Genomic DNA, 20,443 nt, shown 5'->3' with positions numbered 1-20,443 from the left:
TCCATACGGCAACGCGATGAAGATCGACACCAAGCTCCCCAAGGTCGGCACCACCATTTTCAGCGTGATGAGCCAGCTCGCGCTGGAGCACAAGGCGGTGAACCTGGGGCAGGGCTTTCCCGATTTCGAGCCGCCGCAAGGCCTGCGCGACGCGCTGGCGCGCGCGATGAACGAGGGCAGGAACCAGTACGCGCCGCTGCACGGCACCGCGCCGCTGCGCGAGCAGATCGCGGCCAAGACCGAACGCATGTACGGCCACCGCCCCGACGCCGACGCCGAGATCACCGTCACCTCCGGCGCCACCGAGGCGCTGTTCGCGGCGATCGCCGCGGTGGTGCGCGCGGGCGAGGAGGTGATCGTGTTCGATCCCGCCTACGACAGCTACGAGCCGGCGATCGAGCTGCAGGGCGCGAAGGCGGTGCATATCCCGCTGGTCGCCCCGGCCTTCTCGGTGGACTGGCAGCGCGTGCGCGACGCGGTGACGCCGCGCACGCGCATGATCCTCGTCAACAGCCCGCACAACCCGTCCGGCGCGGTGCTTTCCGCGGCCGACCTCGACGAGCTGGCCTCGATCGTGCGCGATACCGATATCGTGGTGCTATCCGACGAGGTGTACGAGCACATCGTCTACGACGGCAAGCAGCACGAGAGCGTGCTGCGCCACCCGGAGCTCGCCGCGCGCAGCTTCGTGATCTCCTCCTTCGGCAAGACCTACCACTGCACCGGCTGGAAGCTGGGCTACGCGGTGGCGCCGCGTGCGCTCAGCGCGGAGTTCCGCAAGGTGCACCAGTACCTCACGTTCTGCAGCTTCCATCCCGCGCAGGCCGCGTTCGCCGAGTTCCTGGCCAGCGACCCGCAGCACTACCTGGAACTGCCCGCGTTCTACCAGGCCAAGCGCGACCGTTTCCGCGCGCTGCTGGCGCCGTCGCGCTTCAAGCTGCTCGAGGTGCCGGGCGGCTACTTCCAACTGGTGGACTACTCGGCCATCCGCGACGAGGACGACCTCGCCTTCAGCCGCTGGCTGGTGGAGCGGGGCGGGGTGGCGGCGATCCCGCTGACGCCGTTCTGCGAAACCGCGCCGGGCACGCGCCTGCTGCGCCTGTGCTTCGCCAAGAGCGACGCCACCATGGAGGCGGCCGCCGAGCGGCTGTGCAAGCTGTGAGTCTGCAGCCGCTGACCGTTTCGCTGGTGCAGGGCGCCACCCGCTGGCACGACGCGCCGGCCAACCGCGACTACTACGGCGGGCTGGTGCGCCGCGCGCGCGGCAGCGACCTGGTCGTGCTGCCGGAAACCCTGCTCTCCGGCTTCAGCAACGACACCGGCGCCAGCGCCGAGACCATGGACGGCGAGGGCGTGGCCTGGTTGCGCGCGCTGGCCGCCGAGGTGGACGCGGTGATCTGCGGCAGCCTCGCGATCCGCGAAGGCGGCACCGTCTACAACCGTCTGATCTGGATGCGCCCGGACGGCACGTTCGAGCAATACGACAAGCGCCACCTGTTCCGCATGGCCGGCGAACACACCCGCTACGGCGGCGGCAACGCGCGGCTGATCGTGGAGCTGAAGGGGTGGCGCATCCTGCCGCAGGTCTGCTACGACCTGCGCTTCCCGGTGTGGCTGCGCAACCGCCGGCTGGCCAGCGCGGCGGGCGGCATGGACTACGACCTCGCCATCTTCGTGGCGAACTGGCCCGCGCCGCGCCGCCAGCCGTGGCGCACCCTGCTGCGCGCCCGCGCGATCGAGAACCTGGCCTGCGTGATCGGCGTGAACCGCGTGGGCGTGGACGGCAACGACCTGTCCTACGCCGGCGACAGCGCGGTGATCGACCCGGTGGGCGAGGCGCTGGTGGAGTGCGGCGCGCTGGAACAGGTGACCACGCTCACCCTCGACCCCGTGCCGCTGCTCGCCCATCGCGAGCGCTTCCCGGCGTGGATGGACGCCGACGCCTTCACGCTCGACGCAAACTAGCCGTCCTGCCGTCCGGTGGGCGGTTGTCGGCGCCATCATCGAAGCCCAACGCTTCCATCATGACCGGGGGCGCCGATCGGGCGCATGATGCTGCCTGGCCGGGTGCCAGTCGGCATGACACGGTCTCGTGATGCCGCGACATATTGCGGGAAAGGGGGCAGCATGTCCGTCGAATCGGGTCACACAACCGCGCTCGCCTGGCAGGACCTGGCCAAGGCACTGCGCGGCAGCTTGCTGCAGCGTGGCGATGCCGGTTACGAGTCGCGCCGCCGCGTGTGGAACGGTGCGATCGACCGGTGCCCGCTGGCCATCGCCCACTGCGAGGATGCCGATGACGTCATTGCCGCGGTCAAGTTCGCTGCCGCCGCGCATCTGCCGATGACGGTACGCGGCGGCGGCCACAATGTGGCCGGGTTGGCCGTGCGCAACGATGCGCTGATGCTGGATCTGGGCGCGATGAACCATGTCGAGGTGAATGCGCAAGCACGCACCGCCCGTGTCGGTGGCGGCGCCCTGTGGCGCGACGTGGATGCAGCGACGTCGCCGCACGGACTGGCCACCACCGGGGGCTTCGTCTCGACCACCGGCGTCGGCGGCTACACACTCGGCGGCGGCGTGGGCTGGTTGATGCGCCGCTGCGGCCTGGCCGTGGACAACCTGGTCGAAGCCGACGTGGTGCTGGCGGACGGCCGCAGCGTCGTCGCCAGCGAGCGCGAACATGCCGATCTGTTCTGGGGTTTGCGCGGTGGGGCAGGCGGCCTCGGCGTGGTTACGCGCTACACCTACCGGCTGCACCAGGTGGGCGACGTGGGGGCTGGTGTCGTGTTCTATCCGGTCGATGCCGCCCCGGCGCTGCTGCGCGCTTTTCGTGCGTACACGCCGACTGCGCCGGATGCATTCACCGCGATGCTGGTTTTCACCACCGCGCCGCCGTTGCCGTTCCTGCCTGCCGAAGCACACGGGAAACGCGTGGTGGCGCTCGCCTATTGCTGGAGCGGCGATCCCGCCGAGGGCGTACGGATCGCCGCGCCGATCTCGGGACGGGCCGAGCCCCTGGGCCGGCACGAAGGCATCGTGCCTTACGCGGCCTGGCAACAGAGCTTCGATGCGGCAGCGCCATCAGGCGACCATTACTACTGGACGACGTCCCAGTTCGATGCGTTCGACGACGCGTTGATCGATGCGCTGGTTCCGCTCGCCGCGGCTCCGGCCGACCCGGCGAGCGAAGTCCACGTGCACCATCTCGGTGGCGAGGTCGCGCGGATCGCGAACGATGCCACCGCGTTCACGCACAGGGACTCGCCATTCTTCATCAACGTGATCGGGCGTGCCGGCGCATCGGAGCGTTTCGCCGCCGTCCGCGACTGGACGCGCGGACTGCGCACCGCGCTCGCACCCCATGCACGCGGCGGCATGCAGCCGAATTTCGCCGGCGAAACAGCCGATCTGGGGGCGCGCGCACACGATTCGGGGGCGCGCGAGCGGCTTGCCGCGCTACGCGCGCATTACGACCCGGAAGGGCTGCTCGCTCCGCTGCGCGGCACTTGAGCCGCCGCGATTTCCGACAGCAGCACGCGCGCCTCGGCCACGACATCCTCGAAGCGCGTCGCGGCGCCGGCCTGCCATGCGTGCTCGAATTCCGCGACGCCCAATGCTTCCCGCGCTTCCCGCATCGCGACCTGCTGCGCTTTCCGCCATTGCGGCATCAGCGGTGCACCGGTCCAGTCGCGCACCCGCGCTGCGGCCGCCAGGAATCGCGCCGCCGACTCGAGCCTGCCGGATTCGGCGGCGAGATATGCCGTTCCTTCCACGCAGCCTGCCGCGCCACGCCAGTTCTGCAGCGGGATGAACACGCCCAGGTCGTATAGCCAGTCCTGCGCGGCGCCTCGCGCGTCGCCGAGATAGAAGCGCTGCAAGGCGCGATTGATCAACGTGTAGGCCCGCTGGAAATAATCGCTGTGCACGGGCAGGCAATCCACGGCCTCGCTCATGTCGGCTTCCGCTTCGCGATGGCGATCGTTCAAGGAGTGCATGACGCCGCGGCTGAGCAGGGCATTCGACCGCACCCAGGCATCGTCGCGCGCCTTTGCGATGGCCAGCGCCGCCTGCACGCAGGCCTCGGCGCCCGCGAAATCCCCGCACGTCGCGAGTTCGAAAGCCAGGACCGCCTGGCCGGCGCCCGCCAGGAACGCATCGCCCAGGTTGGCGGCCAGCGCAATGCCTTCGCGCAGGCGCGTCCCCGCATGCTCGTGATCCAGCGTCTGATGCATCACCATGCCGACGGCGATCAACGCGCGGGCGCGGTGCAGCGTGGGCGAATGATTCGCCTGCAACGCCATCTCCAGCCATTGTGCCGGCTGCAGGTAGTCGATGCCGCCGCGGAAATACCAGCAGAGGTTGCTGACCAGTGCGAGCGCATCCCCGGTCCGGCGGGGCTGCGCCAACGCGTAATCGAGGGCGGTGTGCAGATTGGCCCCTTCGCGCCTGACGCGCTCGGCCCAGAGTTTCTGCAGCTCGCCCAGGATCCCGGCATTCACGCGCTCGGTGAAATCGACGAAGTGCGCCAGGTGCGCATCGCGCGCGCGCTCCTCTTCGCCGCTTTCGGCAAGCCGCTCCAGCGCGAACAGCCGCACGCTGTCGAGCAGCACGTAGCGCGGCGGATTGACGCCCGCGTCGAAGCCGAGCAGGGACTTGTCGATCAGGCCGCCCAGCAGGTCGAGCGTCTTCACGTCGCCCAGCCCGAACGCCGCGCCGGTCGCGTGCGCGCCTCCCAGCGTGCAGCCGCCAGCGAAGACGCCCAGGCCGCGCAACAGGGCTTGCTCGTCTTCGGAAAGCAGCGCGTAGCTCCATTCGATCAGCGCGTGCAGGGTCTGATGCCGTGCGGGTCGGTTCGGGCTGGCTTCGGCAAGGTTGAGCAGATGGTTGTCCAGGCGCGCCAGCAGCTGTTCGGGGCTGAGCATGCGCAGGCGCGCCGCGGCCAGTTCCAGTGCCAGCGGCATGCCATCGAGGCGACGGCAGATATCCGCGATCGCCGGGGCATTCGACGGCGTCAACGCAAACCGGGGGGCGACCGCGTGCAGGCGTAGCAGCAACAACTGCACGGCCGGTACCCGCATCAGTTCGATGACTTCGTCGCAGGTGCTCCATTTGCCCGGCGGCGGAATCGCCAGCGGCTCCAGCCAATACAGCGACTCGCTGCCGCAGCTCAGGCGGCGCTGGCTGGTCACCAGCACGTGCAGCGAGGCGCATGCAGCCAACAGGGTGTCAGCCAGCGCTGCGAGCGGTTCCGCGATCCGTTCCGCGTTGTCGAACAACAGCAGCGCCTTGCGCCGCTGCAGCAACTCGCAGAGCCGCGCAGTCAATTCGCTGGCGTCGAGGGTGCCGCGGACGTCGAACATGCTGGCGACCCGCTGTACCAGCGCGTCGCCCCCGATCAGCGGCGTGCAATCGAACAACCAGACGCCGTCGGGGAAATCCGCCGCGCAGACCCGCGCGGTTTCCAGCGCCGCCTGGGTCTTGCCGATGCCGCCGGGACCGGCGATCGTCAACAACCGGTGCCCGCGCAATGCCTGCACCAGCTCCTCGATGTCGCGCTCGCGGCCGACCAGCTGGCCGGACCGTTCCGGCAGGTGGGCCTGCACGGGCGGGGTGAAGCGCAACGCGGGTTGGACTTGCGCTTGCGGGTGGGCGTGAAGGGGCGCGATGAAGCGGTAACCGAGTCCATGCACGGTCTGGATGCAGCGCGGGTTCCCGCTGTCGTCGCCCAGCGCGCGTCGCAGCTGCGCGACGAGGCGGTTGAGCGTGCCCGGCGTGACGAAGCTGTGGCCCCACACGGCATCGAGCAGCTCGTCGCGGCTGCGCAACTGGCCGGGGTGGGCCAGGAATTCCAGCAGCACGGCGAAGGCCTTGGGTTCGATGGACATTTCCTGTCCATCGCGAGTCAGGCAATGCGCAGTGGCATCGATCACCACGTTCGCAAACGCGAACCGGCGGGGTGCATCCGCATCTGCGGCAATGCTGTCGTTCCCCATGATGCAGAGCTCCACCCGATCAGCTCGTGTCGTCGCGTGACGGCAAAGTCTCGCGATTTCCTCACCGAACCATCATGACCCCTGCCCCTGTCGCGGCGCAGTTTATACCCGGACGCATCGAGAGTGCGCCGAATCAACACCGGGAGAAAACGCCATGACTACTCGTTTGCATACCAGCGTCGCGCTGGCCCTGATCGGCCTGTCCGCCGTTGCCGTGACCCATCAGGCCAAGGCTTGCGGATTGAACCTGGTCAGGTCGGCCAACGGTCAGTGGATGATCGCGCCGCCGGCCAAACTTTCGCCGGCGGCCGCCTGGCAGATGTCCATGGCCGAAGCCACCCGGAATGTCGCCGCCGCTGCGCAGCCGAAGACGAAGGCCATGCCCAATCCGCTGCAATTCCTCGAACCGATTACAGGCCTGTGGTATTACACCCAGACCGCCGAAGGCAACGGACCCGGCACGCCGGATGGCACCTTGATCGACTTCGGTTTCCAGGCCTGGCATGCCGATGGGGGCGAGTTCATGAATTCGGGTACGCTCCCACCACCGAGCGGAAACTTCTGCGAGGGCACCTGGGCACAGACCGGCGCGCATACCTACCAGCTCAATCATTTCGCGCTGAGCTGGGACAACACCGGAACCGTCTACATTGGTCCTGCAAACATCCGCGAAGACATTACGCTGAGCAACGACAACAACTCGATGTCGGGCGATTTCAGCATTACCCAATACGCGCCGGACGGAAGTACCGTCATCGCGTATGTGAAAGGCACCCTGAAGGGGACGCGCGAGACCCTCGATTCGCCGGCACCGGTCACACCCTGAACCCGATTTCCGGAAAGGGAAATGGCGGGGCGCGGCGTTACAGATCGGGACGCCGCCCACCCTTTTTTTGTCACCCAGCCACCAAGCGTACGCGCACACCGCCGGGCTTGCCGCCGCGATGCTTGATGCCTTGGCCGCCGCCCGCCGGACGCGCTGCGCCATCACGGCTGTCACCGGCGAACCACGTGCGCACCGAAGGCAGTTCCTGACCGGGGGCGATGCCGCCGGGGACGGAGGGGCGCCAGCCGGAGGCGGCAAGGCCACCGCCGGCCGGCGTCAGAGTATCGCCAGCACCGCTTCCGGCGGCCGGCCGATCGCGGCCTTGCCGTTGGCGACCACGATGGGGCGTTCGATCAGGATCGGTTGGGCGACCATCGCGGCGATCAGGGCATTTTCGTCCAGTGCGGGATCGGCGAGGCCGAGTTCCCGGTAGGCGGCCTCGCCGCTGCGCAGCAACTGGCGGGCCGGGATGCCGAGCAGCTTGAGCAGTTGCTTCAGTTCGGCGGCATCGGGCGGCGTGTCGAGGTAGTTCACCACCTCGACGTCGCGGCCATCCAGCAGCGCCAGCGTGGCGCGTGACTTGCTGCAGCGGTTGTTGTGGTAGATGCGAATCATCGCCGGCGATCAGCGATTGCCGGAACGGCCGCCACCGCTGCCGCCGCGACCATGCGGACGGTTGCCGCCGGGACGGCCGCCGCCTTGCGGCGGGCGATTGCCGCCCTGGCCCTGCGGGCGACCGCGGCCACCCTGGCGGTTGCCGGCGGGGCGGCCTTCGCTGCCGTGGCTGTTGCCGAAGCCGCCGTGTCCACCATGACCACCGCCGTGGCCGCCGCCGAAGCTGCTGCCGTACGGATTGGCATTGGCGAAGCCGCCGTGGCCCGCGCCACCGCGGGCGCCACCGGTGCCACCGCCGGGCTTGCCGCCGCGACGCTTGTTGCCCTGGCCGCCACCGGCCGGGCGCACGCCGCCGTCGCGGCTGTCGCCGGCGAACCAGGTGCGCACCGAGGGAAGCTCCTGGCCGGGCGCGATGCCGCGCTTGTTCTTGCGCTGGAAACCATTGCCGGAAGGGCGTTCCGGACGGGCGACGTTGCCGTTCACTTCCTTGCCGGGATGGCGACGCTGCTGCCGGCCGCGCGCGGGTTCCTCGCGGATGCGGTCGTAGGCGCGCAGTTCGCGCGCCTCGTCCTGGTGGCCGCTGCTCCAGCCGCTGGCACCACCCTCTGGGCGGTATTCGGTGACGTTGCGGTTGGCGCGGCGCTGGTGCAGCACCGGGCTCAGGGTCAGCACGGGTTGCGGCGCGCCGAGGCCGGCGGCCTGGCGCAGCTGCTTCACGGATTCCTCGTCCAGCGTGGCGCTGTCGTCGCGGCGCAGGGTGCGCGGCAGTTCGACGTTGCCGTAGCGGATGCGCTTGAGGCGGCTGACCAGGAAGCCCTGCGAGTCCCACAGCCGGCGCACTTCGCGGTTGCGGCCTTCGCGGATCACCACGCGGAACCAGCTGTGGCTGCCGCCGCGGCTGATCACGGCGATCTCGTCGAAGCGGGCGGGGCCGTCCTCCAGCTCCACACCGGCCTTGAGCTTCTCGATCACCTCGTCGGGCACCTCGCCGTGTACGCGGCAGAGGTATTCGCGCTCGATGCCGCTCTTGGGGTGCATCAGCGCGTTGGCGAGTTCGCCGTCGGTGGTGAGCAGCAGCAGGCCGGTGGTGTTGATGTCGAGGCGGCCCACGGCGACCCAGCGCGCACCCTTGAGGCGCGGCAGCTGCTCGAACACGGTGGGGCGGCCTTCGGGGTCGTCGCGCGTGGTGAGCACGCCTTCGGGCTTGTGGTAGATCAGCACCTCGGTGTCGCCGCGGTTGTCGGTGGCGACCACGAACTGCTTGCCGTCGACCACCACGCGGTCGCCCGCGTGCACGCTGGTGCCGATGGTGGCGGGCTGGCCGTTGAGTTCGACCTCGCCGGCCTGGATGCGCTGTTCCAGCATGCGGCGCGAGCCGAGGCCGGCGTTGGCGAGGACCTTGTGCAGGCGTTCTTCCAGCGGCGCGCTCTCGCTGACCGGCGCGCGCTTGAGGGAAAGGGTGGATTTTTTCGGCGCAGTCATGCGCGTTGCTCCTGGGAGTTCTGGGCGGTTGCGTCGTCTTCGACGTCCGCGGGGGCCGCTGCCTCGTCGGCAGTGGAGGGTTCGGTTGCGCCGGGTTCGGCGGCGTGTCCGGTCGTATCCGCGACGGGTCCGGATCCGGCGGGCGCCTCGTCCGTTCCCGCGCGGGTGTCTTCGTGTTCTTCGGCCGCCGTTTCCGCGTCTTCCGCTTCATCCGGGTCGATCGGCAGGTCCTTGATGATGCGGGCGGGCAGCGGGGTCTGCTCGAAGCCCATCTGCGGGTCTTCCATGTCGCGGATTTCGGACAGCGGCGGCAGCTGGTCCAGCGATTTCAGGCTGAAGTAGTCGAGGAAGGCGCGGGTGGTGCCGAACAGCGCCGGCCGGCCGGGCACGTCGCGATGGCCCACCACGCGGATCCACTCGCGTTCTTCCAGGGTCTTGATGATGTTGCTGGAGACCACCACGCCGCGGATCTGCTCGATCTCCGGACGGGTGATCGGCTGGCGGTAGGCGATCAGCGCCAGCGTCTCCAGCAGGGCGCGCGAGTAGCGGCTGGGCTTCTCGGTCCACATGCGGGAGACCCACGGGTGCACTTCCTGGCGCACCTGGTAGCGGAAGCCGGAGGCGACTTCCTTCAGCTCCACGCCGCGGCCTGCGCAGTCGGCGGCCAGCGCTTCCAGCGCGCGGGCGATCTGCTCGTGGCCGACTTCGTCGGTTTCGCCGAACAGGTCGCCGATCTGGGCGACCGTCATCGGCTGGCTGGCGGCGAGCAGGGCCGCTTCGACGATGGGTTTGAGTTGCTCGATCTGCATGGTTCCCGGTGCCGATTCAGTGCGTGCCGTTGCCGGCGGTATCCGGTGTCTCGAACGCCGATTCCGCGGCGTCCTGGTCGTCGGCGTCGTCCTGCTCCATCGCGTCGGCGAGCGCCGCCTCGGCGTTCACGCGCGCCTTCAGGTAGATCGGCGCGAGCGGGGCCTCCTGCACGATCTCGATCAGCATTTCCTTGGCCAGCTCCAGCATGGCCAGGAAGGTGACCACCACGCCGAGGCGGCCTTCGCTGACGTCGAACAGCGTTTCGAAACGCTGGAAGGCCTGGCCTTCCAGCTTGCCCAGCAGCTCGCCCATGCGCTGGCGCACGCTGAGCGCCTCGCGCTTGATCGCATGGTGGCCGAACAGTTCGGCACGATGCAGCACGTCCTTGAGCGCCAGCAGCATTTCCTTGAGATCCAGCGGCGGCGGCAGCCTGATCACGTTGCGCTCGCCGGTGTCGGCCTGCGCAATGGCCGTGTCGCGCTCCATGCGGGGCAGGGCCTCGATGTCCTCGGCGGCCTTCTTGAAGCGTTCGTACTCCTGCAGGCGGCGCACCAGCTCGGCGCGCGGGTCGTCCTCCAGGCCCTCCTCGGCGGGCGGCCGCGGCAGCAGCAGGCGCGACTTGATCTCGGCCAGGATCGCGGCCATCAGCAGGTATTCCGCGGCCAGCTCCAGCCGCATCACGTCCCGCATCATGTCGATGTATTCCATGTACTGCCGGGTGATCTCGGCAATCGGAATGTCCAGGATGTCCAGGTTCTGCCGGCGGATCAGGTACAGCAACAGGTCCAGCGGGCCTTCGAACGCCTCGAGGAAGACCTCCAGCGCGTCCGGCGGGATGTACAGGTCCTGCGGCATCTGCAGCACCGGCTCGCCGCGCACGATCGCCAGCGGCATTTCCTGCTGCTGGGGATGCGCCGCCTGATTGTCCCGCAAGTTGTCCTGCGATGCGTCCGGGCCCTGCGGCCCGACTGGCTCGGTGCTCATCGATGCGTGTCATTGGGCCGCAAGGCGGCCGGCAGTGCGTCTGTGTTGGGTTGCCTTGCGCCGGACGACGGCGCGGAGCACGGCTGTGTCAGGCTGGCGCAAGGCGATGCGGCGACGTGGGAAACGTCGTCAACGAATCGAATGGTCTGGCTGGGGCATCGGGTGGGCAGCATCGCCGCCGGAACTGGCAGCGGCGCCACGCGTGGGCGAAGAGTAGCGACTGGCCGGCGACAAGTCCAGCGTATGCGCGGCTTGGCGGGTACCATGCGTGCCTCGCTTGTGGAACACTCTGCGATTGGTTCGCGACGGCATGGCCGTGGTGGGAGTCGCGCAAGTGACCCTGGGATGTCCGACACGACGGCATGCGTCAGTCGCCACCGGCGAAAGGCGGGGAAAAGCGCGCTGTAGCGCCATTTCCGGCGATGGCATGCGGCTTGCTTGAATGTGATGGCGGACACGGTTTGCAGGTGCGATCCGCAGGAGCGTCGCCACGGCGACGACGGGATGTGACGATCGAGGAGCTTTCATGGTGAGGGACGGCAACGAGATGCCTGGCAGTGAGAGCGAACACCTGCGTCCGGCGCGCATGCAGATCGAGACGACCGTGCTGATGAGCCGCGGCGTCGAGTCGCATCCCACCGAACTGGTGGACATCTCCGCGACCGGCGTGCTGCTGCGCCGCCCGCTGGGCTGGACTGGTGAGGTGGGCCAGAGCTGGCTGCTGGACATGATCTTCGGCAGCGACCTGCACATCCACCTGGAAGCGCAGGTGGCGCGCGTCGCCGACCACCACGTCGGCTTTTCCTACGTCTGCATCCCCGAGGACAAGCAGGTGCCGTTGTGGAACCTGCTGGGCGGCTACGCCGACATCCTGGAATCCTGGAAGGACTGACCGCTCCCGCCGGAGCCGGTTGCATCGAAGGCCCCGCCATGCGGGGCCTTCGTCGTTTCAGTGGACGGTGGCTGCGGCCTTCTTCTCGTCGCGCAGCTCGCGGCGCAGGATCTTGCCCACGTTGCTCTTGGGCAGCGCGTCGCGGAACTCGATGTACTTGGGCCGCTTGTAGCCGGTGAGGTTGTCGCGGCAGAACTGCCTGAGCGCCTCCTCGGTGAGGTTCGGGTCCTTGCGCACCACGAACAGCTTCACCACCTCGCCGGAATGCTCGTCCGGCACGCCCACCGCGGCCACCTCGGCCACGCCGGGGTTCTGCATCACCGCGTCCTCCACCTCGTTCGGGTACACGTTGAAGCCGGACACCAGGATCATGTCCTTCTTGCGGTCGACGATGTAGACGTAGCCGTTCGCGTCCATCTTCGCGATGTCGCCGGTGTGCAGCCAGCCGTCGTCGCCCAGCACCTTGGCGGTCTCGTCGGGACGCTGCCAGTAACCTTTCATCACCTGCGGGCCGTGCACCATCAGTTCGCCCACCTCGCCGATCGGCAACGGCCGGTTCTCTTCCGACCAGATCGCCACCTCGGTGCTGGGCAGCGGCAGGCCGATCGAGCCGTTGTATTCCTTCAGGTCGGTGGGATTGATGCACACGCCGGGCGAGGTTTCGGTGAGGCCATAGGCCTCCGCCAGGGCGCAACCGGTCACCTTGTGCCAGCGTTCGGCCACGGAACGCTGCACCGCCATGCCGCCGCCCAGCGAGATCTTCAGGTGCGAAAAATCCACCTCGGCGAAGCCGGGCGTGTTGAGCAGGCCGTTGAACAGGGTGTTGACGCCGGGCAGGATCGAGAAGGGCGCCTTCTTCAGTTCCTTGACGAAGCCGGGCATGTCGCGCGGGTTGGTGATCAGCAGCGTGAGCGCGCCCAGCCGCGTGAACACCATGCCGCAGGCGGTCAGCGAGAAGATGTGGTACAGCGGCAGGGCGCCGATGGCGACTTCCTCGCCGGGCTTCAGTGCATCGCCGATCCAGGCGCCCACCTGCAGCATGTTGGCGATCATGTTGGCGTGGGTCAGCATGGCGCCCTTGGCCACGCCGGTGGTGCCGCCGGTGTACTGCAGGAAGGCGAGGTCGCCGTGGCCGAGCTCGACCCGCGGCAGCGGATGCGCGGCGCCCTGCGCCAGCGCGTCGCGGAAGCGCACCGCCTGCGGCAGGTGGTAGGCCGGCACCATCTTCTTCACGTGCCTGAGCACGAAGTTGAGCACGGCGCCCTTGGGGAAGCCGAGCAGGTCGCCGATGCCGGTGGTGACGATGTGCCGTACCGGGGTATCGGCCACCACCTGCTGCAGCGTGGCGGCGAAGTTGTCCAGCACCACGATGGCCTTGGCGCCGGAATCCTCGAGCTGGTGCTTCAGCTCGCGCGCGGTGTACATCGGGTTGGTGTTGACCACCACCAGGCCGGCGCGCAACGCGCCATACAGGGCGATCGGGTACTGCAGCACGTTGGGCATCATGATCGCGATGCGGTCGCCCTTGCCGAGCTTGAGCACGCCGGTGAGGTAGCCGGCGAACTGGCGGCTCAGTTCATCGATCTGGCCGTAATTGAGCTGCTTGCCGAAATTGCCGAAGGCCGGGCGGTCGCGAAAGCGCTGGAAGGCTTCTTCCAGCACGGCGGCGACCGAGGCGTAGGCGTTGAGGTCGATCTCGGCGGACACGCCTTGCGGATAATGATCCAGCCACGGACGCTCGTTGCTCATTGCTTGCTCGACTCCTGATCGTGATCGCCCGCGGTGGCGACGCCCCTCGCGGCATTGGAGCATGCGCGTCCGTACGGCGGCAAGGCGTGGGCTTCTGGTTATTCCCTCCCCGCGTCGCAGGGGAGAAGTGGCGCTTTCACGCAAGGGCAGAGCCACCCCCTCCCAGCCTCCCCCTGCACGCAGGGGGAGGAGACAAGCGGGGCATCAGGCGGCTTTCCTGCCCGCCAGCTGGCGCAGCACGTACTGCAGGATGCCGCCGTGGCGGAAGAACTCGCGCTCCTTGGGCGTCAGCAGCATCACGTTCACCGTGAACCGCTTGCTGCTGCCGTCGGCGGCCGTGGCGGTGACGGTGGCCTGCTTCGCGTTGCCGTCGTCCAGCCCGGTGATGTCGAAGGTCTCCTTGCCGGTCAGGCCCAGCGACTGCGCGTTCTCGCCCGCCTTGAAGGTGCACGGCAGCACGCCCATGCCGACCAGGTTGGAGCGGTGGATGCGCTCGAAGCTCTCGGCGATCACCGCCTTCACGCCCAGCAGCAGGGTGCCCTTGGCCGCCCAGTCGCGCGAGGAGCCGGTGCCGTATTCCTTGCCGGCCAGCACCACCAGCGGGGTCTGGTCGGCCTTGTACTTCACGGCGGCGTCGTAGATTGCCATCTGCTCGCCGCTGGGCACGTGCAGGGTGTAGCCGCCTTCGACGCCGTCCAGCATCAGGTTCTTGATGCGGATGTTGGCGAAGGTGCCGCGCACCATCACGTCGTCGTTGCCGCGGCGCGAGCCGTAGGAGTTGAAGTCCTTCGGCTCCACGCCCCGCGAGATCAGGAAGCGGCCCGCCGGGCTGTCCTTCTTGATCGAGCCGGCCGGCGAGATGTGGTCGGTGGTGATGGAGTCGCCGAACAGGCCGAGCACGCGGGCGCCATGGATGTCCTCGATCCTGCCGGTCTCCATGGTCATGCCGTCGAAGTAGGGCGGGTTCTTGATGTAGGTGGAATCGCCCCACTGGTAGACCGAGCCGTCCGGCGAGGCGATGCGGTTCCAGCGGCTGTCGCCCTTGAACACGTCGGCATAGTTCTTCTCGAACATCGCCGGGTTGATCGCGCCGGCGATGGTGTCGGAGATTTCCTGGTTGCTCGGCCAGATGTCCTTGAGGTAGACCGGCTGGCCGTCGCTGCCGGTGCCGATCGGGTCACGGGTGAGGTCGATGTCCAGCGTGCCGGCCAGCGCGTAGGCGACCACCAGCGGCGGCGAAGCCAGGTAGTTCATCTTCACTTCCGGATGCACGCGGCCCTCGAAGTTGCGGTTGCCGGAGAGCACCGAGGCCACGGCCAGGTCGCCCTGGGCGATGCCCTTGCTGATCTCCACCGGCAGCGGGCCGGAGTTGCCGATGCAGGTGGTGCAGCCGTAGCCGACGATGTAGAAGCCGACCTTCTCCAGCTCCTTGAGCAGGCCGGTCTTTTCGAGATAGTCGCTGACCACCAGCGAGCCCGGCCCGATCGAGGTCTTCACCCACGGCTTGGCCTTCAGGCCCTTTGCCGCGGCCTTCTTCGCCACCAGGCCGGCGCCCAGCATCACCGCCGGGTTGGAGGTGTTGGTGCAGGAGGTGATCGCGGCGATCACCACGGCGCCGTCGCCCAGCTTGAACTTGTCGCCGTTCAACTCGACGTGCTCGCCCTTGCCGGCAGCGCTCTCCGCGTGGCCCACCGCGGTGTCGCCGCCTTCGCCCGAGAAGCGCTCGATCGAGCTGGCCAGCGGCTTGCGCGAGGCGGTGAGGCCGACCACGGCGTCCTCGAAACTCTTGCGCACGTCGCCCAGCAGCACGCGGTCCTGCGGGCGCTTGGGACCGGCCATCGAGGGCTTCACGTCGGCCAGGTCCAGCTCCAGCGTGGTGGTGAACTCGGCGTGCGGCGTGTGCTCGTCGTGCCACAGGCCCTGCGCCTTCGCATAGGCTTCCACCAGCGTGATCTGTTCCTCGCTGCGGCCGGACAGGCGCAGGTAGTTCAGCGCCTCCTGGTCGACGGGGAAGATGCCGCAGGTGGCGCCGTACTCGGGCGCCATGTTGCCGATGGTGGCGCGGTCGGCCAGTGCCAGGTGCCTGAGGCCGTCGCCGAAGAACTCCACGAACTTGCCCACCACGCCCAGCTTGCGCAGCATCTGGGTGACGGTGAGCACGAGGTCGGTGGCGGTGACGCCTTCGGACAACCTGCCGGTGAGCTTGAAGCCCACAACCTGCGGGATCAGCATCGAGGACGGCTGGCCCAGCATGGCCGCTTCGGCCTCGATGCCGCCCACGCCCCAGCCCAGCACGCCGATGCCGTTGATCATCGTGGTGTGGCTGTCGGTGCCGAACACGGTGTCCGGATAGGCCCAGGCCTCGCCATTCTCCTCGCCGGCGAACACCACGCGCGCCAGGTGCTCCAGGTTCACCTGGTGCACGATGCCGGTGCGTGGCGGCACCACCTTGAAGTTGTCGAAGGCCTTCTGGCCCCAGCGCAGGAAGCCGTAGCGCTCCTGGTTGCGCTGGAATTCGATCTCCACGTTCTGCTCCAGCGCGGACTCCGAGCCGTACACGTCCACCTGCACCGAGTGGTCGATCACCAGCTCCGCCGGCGCCAGCGGGTTGATCTGCTTGGCGTCGCCGCCCAGCTTCACCACCGCGTCGCGCATCGCGGCCAGGTCGACCACGCAGGGCACGCCGGTGAAGTCCTGCAGCACCACGCGCGCGGGCATGAAGGAGATCTCGGTGTCCGGCTCCTTCTTCGCATCCCAGTTCGCCACCGCCTCGATTTCCTTCGCGGTGACGTTGACGCCGTCCTCGTGGCGCAACAGGTTTTCCAGCAGGATCTTCATCGAGTAGGGCAGGCGCTTGAGGTCGAAGCGCTGGCCCAGCCTGGCCAGGCTGGCGATGCGGTACTGGCGGCCGTTGACGGCGAGGGTGTCGCGGGTGGCGAATGAATCCTGCATGGCTTGACTCCGGTGGCTCGAATCTGGCGATGGGGTTAACCCCAGGAATCCTACGCCACCGAACGTGAGCGGTATTGCAAGGCCGCATTGCACGATATCGAACGCTGCCGGAAACAGGTTTCCGTTGCCGGTCGCGTGGGGCGGCTGGCAAAATTGGCGGCCGATGAGCTTCCGGATTCTGCTCGTCATCCCGGCGCAGGCCGGGATCCAGCGCCCCGGGACCATCGGGTGCGACGACACTGGATGCCTGCCCGCGCAGGAATGACGGGCAAAAAGGCAGCGCCACGACTCTCTCCCCCGTTGTGCAGGGGAGCAGCCAATCCCCGCCACAGGACGAGCCACATGCTTACCGCCTATCGCCAACATGCTGCCGAGCGCGCCGCGCTGGGCATCCCGCCGCTGCCGCTGTCGGCCCAGCAGACCGCCGAGCTGGTCGAGCTGCTGAAGAACCCGCCGGCTGGCGAAGAAACGTTCCTGGTCGACCTGATCACCAACCGCGTGCCGGCCGGCGTGGACGACGCGGCCAAGGTCAAGGCCTCGTACCTGGCGGCGGTGGCGTTTGGCACCGAGCAGTGCGCGCTGATCCCGCGCGAGAAGGCCACCGAACTGCTGGGCACCATGCTCGGCGGCTACAACATCCATCCGTTGATCGAGCTGCTCGACGACGCGCAGATCGGCACCGTCGCCGCCAACGCGCTCAAGCACACCCTGCTGATGTTCGACGCCTTCCATGACGTCAAGGAAAAGGCCGACAAGGGCAACGCCAACGCCAAGGTCGTGCTGCAGAGCTGGGCCGACGCCGAGTGGTTCACCAGCAAGCCGGAAGTGCCGGAAAGCCTGACCATCACCGTGTTCAAGGTGCCGGGCGAAACCAATACCGACGACCTGTCGCCGGCGCCGGACGCCACCACGCGCCCGGACATCCCGCTGCATGCGCTCGCCATGCTGAAGAACAAGCGTGACGGCGCGCCGTTCCAGCCGGAAGAAGACGGCAAGCGCGGCCCGATCGCCTTCGTCGAATCGCTGAAGGAAAAGGGTCACCTGGTCGCCTACGTGGGTGACGTGGTCGGTACCGGTTCCAGCCGCAAGTCCGCCACCAACTCGGTGCTGTGGTTCACGGGCGAGGACATCCCCTTCATCCCGAACAAGCGCTACGGCGGCGTGTGCCTGGGTAGCAAGATCGCCCCGATCTTCTACAACACCATGGAAGATGCCGGCGCGCTGCCGATCGAACTCGACGTGTCCAACATGAACATGGGCGACGTGGTCGAGCTGCGTCCGTACGAAGGCAAGGCGCTGAAAAACGGCGAAGTCATCGCCGAGTTCCAGGTGAAGTCCGACGTGCTGTTCGACGAAGTGCGCGCCGGCGGCCGCATCCCGTTGATCATCGGCCGCGGCCTCACCGCCAAGGCGCGCGAGGCGCTGGGCCTGCCGGTTTCCACGCTGTTCCGCCTGCCGCAGCAGCCGGCCGACACCGGCAAGGGCTACACGCTGGCACAGAAGATGGTGGGTCGCGCCGTTGGTTTGCCGGAAGGCCAGGGCGTGCGCCCGGGCACCTACTGCGAGCCGAAGATGACCTCGGTGGGTTCGCAGGACACCACCGGCCCGATGACCCGCGACGAGCTGAAGGACCTGGCCTGCCTGGGCTTCTCGGCCGACCTGGTGATGCAGTCGTTCTGCCACACCGCCGCCTACCCGAAGCCGGTGGACGTGAAGACCCACCACACGCTGCCGGAATTCATCAGCACGCGCGGCGGCATCTCGCTGCGCCCGGGCGACGGCGTGATCCACAGCTGGCTCAACCGCATGCTGCTGCCCGACACCGTCGGCACCGGCGGCGACAGCCACACGCGCTTCCCGATCGGCATCTCGTTCCCGGCCGGCTCGGGCCTGGTGGCCTTTGCGGCCGCCACCGGCGTGATGCCGCTGGACATGCCGGAATCCGTGCTGGTGCGCTTCAAGGGCGAGCTGCAGCCGGGCGTGACCCTGCGTGACCTCGTCAACGCCATCCCGCTGTACGCGATCAAGAGCGGCCTGCTCACGGTTGCCAAGCAGGGCAAGAAGAACATCTTCTCGGGCCGCATCCTGGAAATCGAAGGCCTGCCGAACCTCAAGGTGGAGCAGGCGTTCGAACTGTCCGACGCCTCGGCCGAGCGCTCGGCCGCCGGCTGCACGGTGCATTTGGACAAGGCACCGATCATCGAATACATCAACAGCAACATCACCCTGCTGAAGGTGATGATCGCGCAGGGCTACAAGGACCCGCGCAGCATCGAGCGCCGCATCAAGGCGATGGAAGCCTGGTTGGCCAACCCGCAGTTGCTGGAGCGCGACGCCGACGCCGAATACGCCGCCGTCATCGAGATCGACCTGGCCGACGTGCACGAGCCCATCGTGGCCTGCCCGAACGACCCGGACGACGTGAAGACGCTGAGCGACGTGGCTGGCGCCGCCATCGACGAGGTGTTCATCGGCTCGTGCATGACCAACATCGGCCACTTCCGCGCCGCCGCCAAGCTGCTCGAAGGCAAGCGCGACATCCCGACCAAGCTGTGGGTGGCCCCGCCGACCAAGATGGATGCCAGCGAGCTGACCAACGAAGGCGTCTACGGTACCTTCGGCACCGCCGGCGCGCGCATGGAAATGCCGGGCTGCTCGCTGTGCATGGGCAACCAGGCGCAGGTGCGCGAGGGCGCCACGGTGTTCTCCACCTCCACCCGCAACTTCCCGAACCGCCTCGGCAAGAACTCCAACGTGTACCTGGGTTCGGCCGAACTCGCCGCGATCTGCTCGCGCCTCGGCCGCATCCCGACCAGGGACGAGTACATGGCCGACATCGGCGTGATCAATGCCAACGGCGAGAAGATCTACCGCTACATGAACTTCGACAAGATCCAGGACTACAAGGAAGTCGCGGATACCGTCGCGGCGTAAGCGTGCCATTCCCCTCTCCCGCTTGCGGGAGAGGGGCAGGGGGAGAGGGCGAGGCTTGCCGCATTCCTCAAAGCGACGAAGCCCGGCCGCATGCCGGGCTTCGTCGTTTATGCTTCGCCCATGGCGGCAACCACGGGCGCACGGATGATCTCTTCGCACATTTCGGCGATCTCGCTGCGCGACCTGATGATGGTGCAGGCGGTGCACCGCCACGGCAGCTTCAACAGCGCGGCGCGGGCCATGCACATCAGCCCGTCCGGCCTGTCGCACCAGGTGCAGAAGGTGGAGCAGGCGCTGGGTGCGCCGCTGTTCGAGCGTGGCGGCCGCAAGGTGGTGCCGACGGCTGGCGGTTGGCGGTTGCTGGAGCGCATCGATGCCCTGATCGCCGCGGCGGAATTGCTGCAGCAGACCGCGCGCGCCGGTGCCGTGGCCTTTGGCGGCGAGCTGCGGCTGGGCGTGCCGGCTTCGCTGGGGCCTTACCTGCTGCCGCACCTGATCGCGCCGTTCCCGCAGCATTTTCCGGGCGTGCGTCTGGGCATTTCCGAAGGCAAACCTCGTGGCCTGCTGCGCCGCTTGCACGAGGCGGAACTCGATGCCGTGCTCGCGCCGCTCGCGCCGCTGGCCAGCGGCATCGCGGTGCAGCCGCTGTTCTTCGAACCGTGGGAAGCGATGCTGCGCGCCGACCACCCGCTGGCCGGCCGGCGCAGCGTGGCGCTGGAGCAACTGGACAAGGCCGACGCGATCCTGATGGCCGAGAGCCATGCCGACGGCGACGGCCACGTGCAGGACGTGAGCCTGGAGAGCCTGGCCGCCTTGGTCAGCTTGCGCGGCGGCCACGCGCTGGTGCCCGCGCTGGCGCACGAGCGGCTGGCCTCCAAGCCCGACATCGTGCTGGCGAAGATCAAGGGACAGTCGCAGGGTCGCGAGATCGCGCTGTACTGGCGCGAAGCCACGCCATGGGGCGCCGATCTTGCCGCCTTCGCCAAGCTGCTGCGCGCGCTGGCGAAGCAGTTGCCGGGGTTGAAGCTGCTTGGCTAGCGGCCTACAGGAGGACGTCTGCCATCTTCGCTGTTGAGCCCCTCGCCCTGCGGGAGAGAGGTTGGGGTGAGGATGCGGGTGAAACGTGCCGTTGAAGCTGGTCGCAGGGTTCGTCGCCGTGCTTCGCCCGCACCCTCATCCGGCGCTGCGCGCCACCTTCTCCCG

General features: G+C 68.2%; 15 protein-coding genes. 8 read left to right on the top strand and 7 right to left on the bottom strand.

The window, feature by feature from the left end:
• The first annotated feature begins 16 nt into the window (after positions 1-16).
• The 3 genes from IHE47_RS13870 (at position 17) to IHE47_RS13860 (ending at position 3,513) form a co-directional block, all read left to right on the top strand.
• Entirely contained in the window at positions 17-1,162 is a 1,146-nt protein-coding gene (locus IHE47_RS13870; protein WP_192106776.1) for a pyridoxal phosphate-dependent aminotransferase, read from the top strand.
• A 2-nt stretch (positions 1,163-1,164) separates the two neighbouring features.
• Positions 1,165-1,965, top strand: coding sequence for an amidohydrolase (locus IHE47_RS13865; RefSeq protein WP_192107213.1), 801 nt, complete (start codon positions 1,165-1,167; stop codon positions 1,963-1,965).
• A gap of 162 nt (positions 1,966-2,127) precedes the next feature.
• Positions 2,128-3,513, top strand: a complete 1,386-nt coding sequence (locus IHE47_RS13860) for an FAD-dependent oxidoreductase (protein ID WP_192106774.1) — start codon at positions 2,128-2,130, stop codon at positions 3,511-3,513.
• Here the strand turns inward: IHE47_RS13860 and IHE47_RS13855 are convergent.
• Positions 3,471-5,540: an AAA family ATPase gene (locus tag IHE47_RS13855; protein WP_225561982.1), complete on the bottom strand. Its 2,070-nt coding sequence runs from the start codon at positions 5,538-5,540 to the stop codon at positions 3,471-3,473. The genes IHE47_RS13860 and IHE47_RS13855 overlap by 43 nt on opposite strands.
• Here IHE47_RS13855 and IHE47_RS17910 point away from each other — a divergent pair.
• A complete protein-coding gene (locus tag IHE47_RS17910; protein ID WP_255523501.1) occupies positions 5,520-6,074 on the top strand; it encodes a hypothetical protein in 555 nt (184 codons plus the stop codon). The genes IHE47_RS13855 and IHE47_RS17910 overlap by 21 nt on opposite strands.
• 76 nt (positions 6,075-6,150) lie before the next feature.
• The gene (locus IHE47_RS13850; protein ID WP_192106770.1) at positions 6,151-6,822 is read left to right on the top strand and encodes a hypothetical protein; all 672 of its coding nucleotides are present in this window, start codon (positions 6,151-6,153) and stop codon (positions 6,820-6,822) included.
• Positions 6,823-7,098: 276 nt separating this feature from the next.
• Here IHE47_RS13850 and arsC read toward each other — a convergent pair whose 3' ends face one another.
• From arsC to IHE47_RS13830, 4 genes are read right to left on the bottom strand one after another with little or no spacing between them, the layout of a single operon-like run.
• Positions 7,099-7,437 (bottom strand): arsenate reductase (glutaredoxin), encoded by a 339-nt coding sequence (arsC, locus tag IHE47_RS13845; protein WP_192106768.1) that lies wholly within the window; start codon positions 7,435-7,437, stop codon positions 7,099-7,101.
• A gap of 9 nt (positions 7,438-7,446) precedes the next feature.
• A complete protein-coding gene (locus IHE47_RS13840; RefSeq protein WP_192106766.1) occupies positions 7,447-8,919 on the bottom strand; it encodes a pseudouridine synthase in 1,473 nt (490 codons plus the stop codon).
• Complete coding sequence (gene scpB / locus IHE47_RS13835) at positions 8,916-9,728, bottom strand: SMC-Scp complex subunit ScpB (RefSeq protein WP_192106764.1); 813 nt, start codon at positions 9,726-9,728, stop codon at positions 8,916-8,918. The genes IHE47_RS13840 and scpB overlap by 4 nt, the downstream gene beginning before the upstream one ends.
• 16 nt (positions 9,729-9,744) lie before the next feature.
• The gene (locus tag IHE47_RS13830; RefSeq protein ID WP_225561940.1) at positions 9,745-10,623 is read right to left on the bottom strand and encodes a ScpA family protein; all 879 of its coding nucleotides are present in this window, start codon (positions 10,621-10,623) and stop codon (positions 9,745-9,747) included.
• 616 nt (positions 10,624-11,239) lie between these two features.
• Here IHE47_RS13830 and IHE47_RS13825 point away from each other — a divergent pair.
• Positions 11,240-11,605 carry a PilZ domain-containing protein gene (locus IHE47_RS13825; protein ID WP_192106761.1) on the top strand — a complete coding sequence of 122 codons (366 nt, stop codon included), beginning with the start codon at positions 11,240-11,242 and terminating at the stop codon, positions 11,603-11,605.
• Between the two features lie 57 nt (positions 11,606-11,662).
• Here IHE47_RS13825 and IHE47_RS13820 read toward each other — a convergent pair whose 3' ends face one another.
• Positions 11,663-13,354: an AMP-binding protein gene (locus IHE47_RS13820; protein WP_192106759.1), complete on the bottom strand. Its 1,692-nt coding sequence runs from the start codon at positions 13,352-13,354 to the stop codon at positions 11,663-11,665.
• A 204-nt stretch (positions 13,355-13,558) separates the two neighbouring features.
• Complete coding sequence (gene acnA, locus IHE47_RS13815; protein WP_192106757.1) at positions 13,559-16,306, bottom strand: aconitate hydratase AcnA; 2,748 nt, start codon at positions 16,304-16,306, stop codon at positions 13,559-13,561.
• Positions 16,307-16,648: 342 nt separating this feature from the next.
• Here acnA and acnB point away from each other — a divergent pair, with 342 nt between their 5' ends.
• A complete protein-coding gene (acnB, locus tag IHE47_RS13810) occupies positions 16,649-19,240 on the top strand; it encodes a bifunctional aconitate hydratase 2/2-methylisocitrate dehydratase (protein WP_192106755.1) in 2,592 nt (863 codons plus the stop codon).
• A gap of 144 nt (positions 19,241-19,384) precedes the next feature.
• Complete coding sequence (locus IHE47_RS13805; protein WP_192106753.1) at positions 19,385-20,278, top strand: LysR family transcriptional regulator; 894 nt, start codon at positions 19,385-19,387, stop codon at positions 20,276-20,278.
• Positions 20,279-20,443: the final 165 nt, after the last annotated feature.

This window comes from Rhodanobacter sp. DHB23 (assembly GCF_014842975.1).
Taxonomy (GTDB): domain Bacteria; phylum Pseudomonadota; class Gammaproteobacteria; order Xanthomonadales; family Rhodanobacteraceae; genus Rhodanobacter_A.
The sequence above is the reverse complement of the archived record's forward strand: the minus strand, read 5'-3'. Positions and strand labels throughout refer to the sequence as shown.

Excerpts from the sequence above, each read along its gene's own strand:
- IHE47_RS13870 (WP_192106776.1), top strand. The coding sequence starts at position 17 with ATGAAGATCGACACCAAGCTCCCCAAGGTCGGCACCACCATTTTCAGC.
- IHE47_RS13860 (WP_192106774.1), top strand. The coding sequence starts at position 2,128 with ATGTCCGTCGAATCGGGTCACACAACCGCGCTCGCCTGGCAGGACCTG.
- IHE47_RS13850 (WP_192106770.1), top strand. The coding sequence starts at position 6,151 with ATGACTACTCGTTTGCATACCAGCGTCGCGCTGGCCCTGATCGGCCTG.
- arsC (WP_192106768.1), bottom strand. The coding sequence starts at position 7,437 with ATGATTCGCATCTACCACAACAACCGCTGCAGCAAGTCACGCGCCACG.
- IHE47_RS13840 (WP_192106766.1), bottom strand. The coding sequence starts at position 8,919 with ATGACTGCGCCGAAAAAATCCACCCTTTCCCTCAAGCGCGCGCCGGTC.
- scpB (WP_192106764.1), bottom strand. The coding sequence starts at position 9,728 with ATGCAGATCGAGCAACTCAAACCCATCGTCGAAGCGGCCCTGCTCGCC.
- IHE47_RS13830 (WP_225561940.1), bottom strand. The coding sequence starts at position 10,623 with ATGCCGCTGGCGATCGTGCGCGGCGAGCCGGTGCTGCAGATGCCGCAG.
- IHE47_RS13825 (WP_192106761.1), top strand. The coding sequence starts at position 11,240 with ATGGTGAGGGACGGCAACGAGATGCCTGGCAGTGAGAGCGAACACCTG.
- IHE47_RS13820 (WP_192106759.1), bottom strand. The coding sequence starts at position 13,354 with ATGAGCAACGAGCGTCCGTGGCTGGATCATTATCCGCAAGGCGTGTCC.
- acnA (WP_192106757.1), bottom strand. The coding sequence starts at position 16,306 with ATGCAGGATTCATTCGCCACCCGCGACACCCTCGCCGTCAACGGCCGC.
- acnB (WP_192106755.1), top strand. The coding sequence starts at position 16,649 with ATGCTTACCGCCTATCGCCAACATGCTGCCGAGCGCGCCGCGCTGGGC.
- IHE47_RS13805 (WP_192106753.1), top strand. The coding sequence starts at position 19,385 with ATGATCTCTTCGCACATTTCGGCGATCTCGCTGCGCGACCTGATGATG.